At 69.7% G+C, this 3,868-nt stretch carries 5 protein-coding genes and 1 pseudogene; 5 read left to right on the top strand and 1 reads right to left on the bottom strand.

All coding sequences use genetic code 11. From position 1 onward, the window contains the following. Positions 1-201, top strand: a pseudogene (locus tag ABTZ89_RS36700) (hypothetical protein); the annotation flags it as partial. Positions 202-256: 55 nt separating this feature from the next. Here the strand turns inward: ABTZ89_RS36700 and ABTZ89_RS36695 are convergent. After that, complete coding sequence (locus ABTZ89_RS36695) at positions 257-571, bottom strand: hypothetical protein (protein ID WP_270953387.1); 315 nt, start codon at positions 569-571, stop codon at positions 257-259. A 243-nt stretch (positions 572-814) separates the two neighbouring features. Here ABTZ89_RS36695 and ABTZ89_RS36690 point away from each other — a divergent pair, with 243 nt between their 5' ends. From ABTZ89_RS36690 to ABTZ89_RS36675, 4 genes are all read left to right on the top strand, one after another. Next, the gene (locus ABTZ89_RS36690; RefSeq protein ID WP_270953389.1) at positions 815-1,153 is read left to right on the top strand and encodes a hypothetical protein; all 339 of its coding nucleotides are present in this window, start codon (positions 815-817) and stop codon (positions 1,151-1,153) included. Positions 1,154-1,172: 19 nt separating this feature from the next. Further along, positions 1,173-1,475: a WXG100 family type VII secretion target gene (locus ABTZ89_RS36685; RefSeq protein WP_270953390.1), complete on the top strand. Its 303-nt coding sequence runs from the start codon at positions 1,173-1,175 to the stop codon at positions 1,473-1,475. Between the two features lie 83 nt (positions 1,476-1,558). Next, positions 1,559-1,927 (top strand): hypothetical protein, encoded by a 369-nt coding sequence (locus ABTZ89_RS36680; RefSeq protein WP_270953391.1) that lies wholly within the window; start codon positions 1,559-1,561, stop codon positions 1,925-1,927. An 85-nt stretch (positions 1,928-2,012) separates the two neighbouring features. Continuing rightward, the coding region (locus ABTZ89_RS36675) for a DUF8508 domain-containing protein (protein WP_351053649.1) at positions 2,013-3,868 on the top strand (1,856 nt) is incomplete at its 3' end.

The following is a 3,868-nucleotide window of genomic DNA, read 5'->3' as shown; positions in this document are numbered from 1 at the left end:
GTGGTGTGCCTGCCGGGCACGGACCGCCGCAAGGTCACCGCAGAGCTGCGGAAGCGCTTCGCCGAGCAGGCGAAGGTCGTGGTGGTCCCGTTCGACCGCCACCTGGCCCGCGGCGGTCGGCTCGACCCGACCAAGGTCGCGCCCCGAACCCGCGAGGCCTACCTCGAGATCGCCGCTCAACTCGCCGCCCCGCGCCGGTGACCGGCACTCGGCCCGACACGCCGGGGCATGTCGGGCCGGAGGGGTCTTGAGCAGGTCAGCGGTTCATCCGCCCGATGACGCCGTGGAAACCGGTCGCGTTGTCGTGGTCGGTCTGGGACGCCGCGCCGCCGCCGGACTGGGAGTTGTTGCCCAGCGTCATGCCGTGCTTCTTGAGGTCGTTGATCGCCGAGACCGCGTCCTCGCCGAACGGGTCGTACCCCTTCGCGCAGGGCTGCTCGACGGCTGCCGTCCGGGCGCTCTCCACCGCGCCGCGCAACGCACTGGCCACGCTGTCGTAGTCGCCCGCGGTCTGCTCGGCGTTGCTGCCCGTGCTGACCGCCTGTCCGGGGTTCACCCCGATGTCGCCCATTCGCCGTCCTCCATCCGCTTCCCGGGATGCGCTCGCACCTGGTGGGACTTTCCCAACGCCGCAACGGTTCCCGACCGTATCGTTGTGCACACCACCGCCGCAGCCGCTTGACGCGGTGCGCGCCGGTGCCCTTGGCTGGCTTCGGGGGGAACCGCTTTCGGAATTCGTGCGTCATATCCCGGGAAAGCCGGTGAGCGCCTCGCGCGCGTCGGCCGGCCAGTCCGACGAGAGGAATCGGCAGGCATGAGCAATTTCGTCGGCCTCACCAACGCCAACGCGATGGGCCAGGGAGGCCAGAACCTCGGGACCGAAGCGCAGGGCCTGCGCGCCCAGCTGCAGAACCTGATCAACGACATGGCCAAGGACAAGGACGCCATCCAGGGGTCCGCGCTGGCCGCCTTCCAGCAGGCCCGCTACGAGCTGGAGACGCGGTTCGACGAGCTGGTCCGCTGGTGCAACGACAACGGCGTCGACCTCGGCGAGGCGCAGACCCAGGTCGGCACCAACGACCAGACCACCCACGACGACTTCCGGACGGCCGGCTCGCAGCTCGCGGGCATCCCGGCCAAGATGAACCGCTGAGCGAGGGGGCGACTACGCGATGTCTTCCGGATCCGGATTCGAGGTCTACGGCAACGTCGGCGCGCTGCAGGGGCTGGCCGGGGAGCAGCAGGGCTACCTGTCGCGCTTCAAGGCCATCATGGCCACCATCGACAGCCACGCCAAGGAGACCATCAAGCAGTGGGAAGGTGCCGGGCAGCCCGGTTTCCAGTCCCGCTCGAACGAGTACAACCAGCAGTTCCAGTCGGTCAACAACGCCTTCGCGAAGCTGATCGACAGCACCGACGGCGCGGCGAACAACTACTCCAAGCTGACCAACCACCTGAACAACCTCTTCGGTTGATCGACGCGGGGGCGGCCACCCGGTGGTCGCCCCGTTCGCGTTTTTCCCATTGGGAGACCGGAAAACCCCGAGGAATCGCAGCCGTGGCCGGACCACCGCAACCACCACCGCCACCGGCGCCGCCTCCGCAGAAACCGGAGGAGGCGCCGAAACCGACTGTGCCGCAGGTGTACGCGAGCACGCCGAACGCCGAGCGGTACCTGCTGGAGTCGGATTCGCTGCGACGGCGGCAATTGCGCTCCGCGCTGCTGCACGGCTCGGAGCGCACTTGGCGCGACCGGCAGCGAGTGTGGCCCGCAGCGCTGGCCGGAATCCTGCTCGTGGCAGTGGTCATCGCCGCGATCACGGTGGCCAACGCTTTCGAGAAGCAGCAGCGGATCAACGAGGAGAAGCAGCGCAAGCAGCAGCACGCGCTGGTCCAACCGGTCCTACCGGGGGATCTGTTCACTTGATCGTGTGTCGTTCGTCGCTTCGAGCCGGTAACTTCGCCACGATCAGATCGCTTGGCGAGGGGAAGCCGAAGTGCGCGTCACGTCAATGCTCATCGCTACCGGGGTGCTGCTGTCCCTAGCTCCCGCCGCCACCGCGGAACCGGTGGTGCGGATCCACGACATCCAGGGCACCACCCGGGTGTCCCCGCTGGACGGTCAGCAGGTGACGGGCGTTCCCGGCGTCGTTACCGGAATTCGCGCCCAGGGCTCGGTCCGCGGATTCTGGTTCCAGGACGCCGAACCCGACGGCGACCCGCGCACCAGCGAAGGCCTGTTCGTCTTCACCGGGCAGCAGACCCCGGCCGTGAAGGTCGGCGACGTGGTGGCGGTCGACGGCAAGGTCACCGAGTACTACCCGATCGCGTCCGGTGAAACCCCGGAGACCACCCCGAACCAGTCGGTGACGGAACTGGTCGGCGCGACCTGGCAGGTCACCGGCACGGGTGAAGTTCCGCCCGCCGAGGTCGTCGGCCCGGACGCGGTGCCGACCGAGTACGCGCCGCTGGACGGCAACATCGACAAGCGGGACCTGGAACCGCAGAGCTACGCGCTGGACTACTACGAGTCGCGCGAGAGCATGCTGCTGCGGGTGGACGACGCGCGCGTCGTCGGGCCGACCGATGCGTACCGCGCGCTGTGGATCACCAGCAAGCCGGACCAGAACGCCAACAGCCGCGGCGGCACCACCTACCCCGGCTACGCCGACCCGAACGCGGGACGGCTCAAGGTCGAATCGCTGGCGGACAGCCCGTTCCCGGCGGCGAACGTCGGCGACCGGCTGAACGGCACCACCGAGGGACCGCTGGACTACTCCCGCTTCGGCGGCTACGTCCTGGAAGCGACGCGCCTCGGCGAGCACCAGCCCGGTGGCCTGCAACCGGAATCGACCCGCCGGCAGCGCGAAGACGAGCTGGCGGTCGCCACCTACAACGTGGAGAACCTCGCCGCGGGCAACGACCAGTCGAAGTTCGACCGCCTCGCCAAGGGCGTCGTCGAGCACCTCGCGTCGCCGGATGTCGTTGCGCTGGAAGAGGTTCAGGACAACAACGGGCCGATCGACGACGGCGTGGTGGCCGCCGACAAGACGCTGCAGCAGTTCACCGACGCGATCGCGGCGGCGGGCGGCCCGCGCTACGAGTGGCGCCTGATCGACCCGCAGAACAACGCCGACGGCGGCCAGCCGGGCGGGAACATCCGCGTGGCGTTTCTCTTCAACCCGGCGCGGGTGTCCTTCGTGGACCGTCCGGGCGGCGACGCGACGACCCCGGTGCACCCGGTCGCGCGCGGGAACGGGGTGGGCCTGACGGCTTCGCCGGGCCGCATCGACCCGGCGAACGAGGCCTGGAAGGACAGCCGCAAGCCGCTGGCCGGCGAGTTCTCGTTCCGCGGCCGGACGGTCGTGGTGGTGGCCAACCACTTCAACTCCAAGGGCGGCGACCAACCGCTGCACGGCCGCCTCCAGCCGCCGGAGCGCGTCTCCGAGCTGCAGCGCGAGAAGCAGGCGCAGGCGGTGCGCGGATTCGTCGACGAAGCGCGGGCCATCGACGCCCAGGCCCAGGTGGTGGTCCTCGGCGACCTCAACGACTACGGCTTCTCCCCGGCGGTCCAGCACCTGACCGAAGGCGGCGCGCTCGCCCCGCTGGCCGAAGCCCTGCCCCCGCTCGAGCGCTACAGCTACGTCTACGAGGGCAACTCCCAGCAGCTCGACCACATCCTGGCGACGCCGTCGCTCAAGGCCGACTACGACGTGGTCCACATCAACGCGGAGTTCGCGGACCAGACCAGCGACCACGACCCCCAGATAGCCCGGGTGTTCGGCGCGGCCTCGTCGGTCTGGGACGCGGTGTGCGCGGCCCCCGGCTTCTGGGCCCGCTTCGCCACCGACCACGACGAGCACCAGGC

It is taken from the genome of Saccharopolyspora sp. NPDC002686 (assembly GCF_040295745.1).
Classification (GTDB): domain Bacteria; phylum Actinomycetota; class Actinomycetes; order Mycobacteriales; family Pseudonocardiaceae; genus Saccharopolyspora; species Saccharopolyspora oryzae.
This window is presented reverse-complemented; position numbering and strand designations above follow the sequence as displayed.

Coding starts and splice junctions, on each gene's coding strand:
- ABTZ89_RS36695 (WP_270953387.1), bottom strand. CDS start 571: ATGGGCGACATCGGGGTGAACCCCGGACAGGCGGTCAGCACGGGCAGC.
- ABTZ89_RS36690 (WP_270953389.1), top strand. CDS start 815: ATGAGCAATTTCGTCGGCCTCACCAACGCCAACGCGATGGGCCAGGGA.
- ABTZ89_RS36685 (WP_270953390.1), top strand. CDS start 1,173: ATGTCTTCCGGATCCGGATTCGAGGTCTACGGCAACGTCGGCGCGCTG.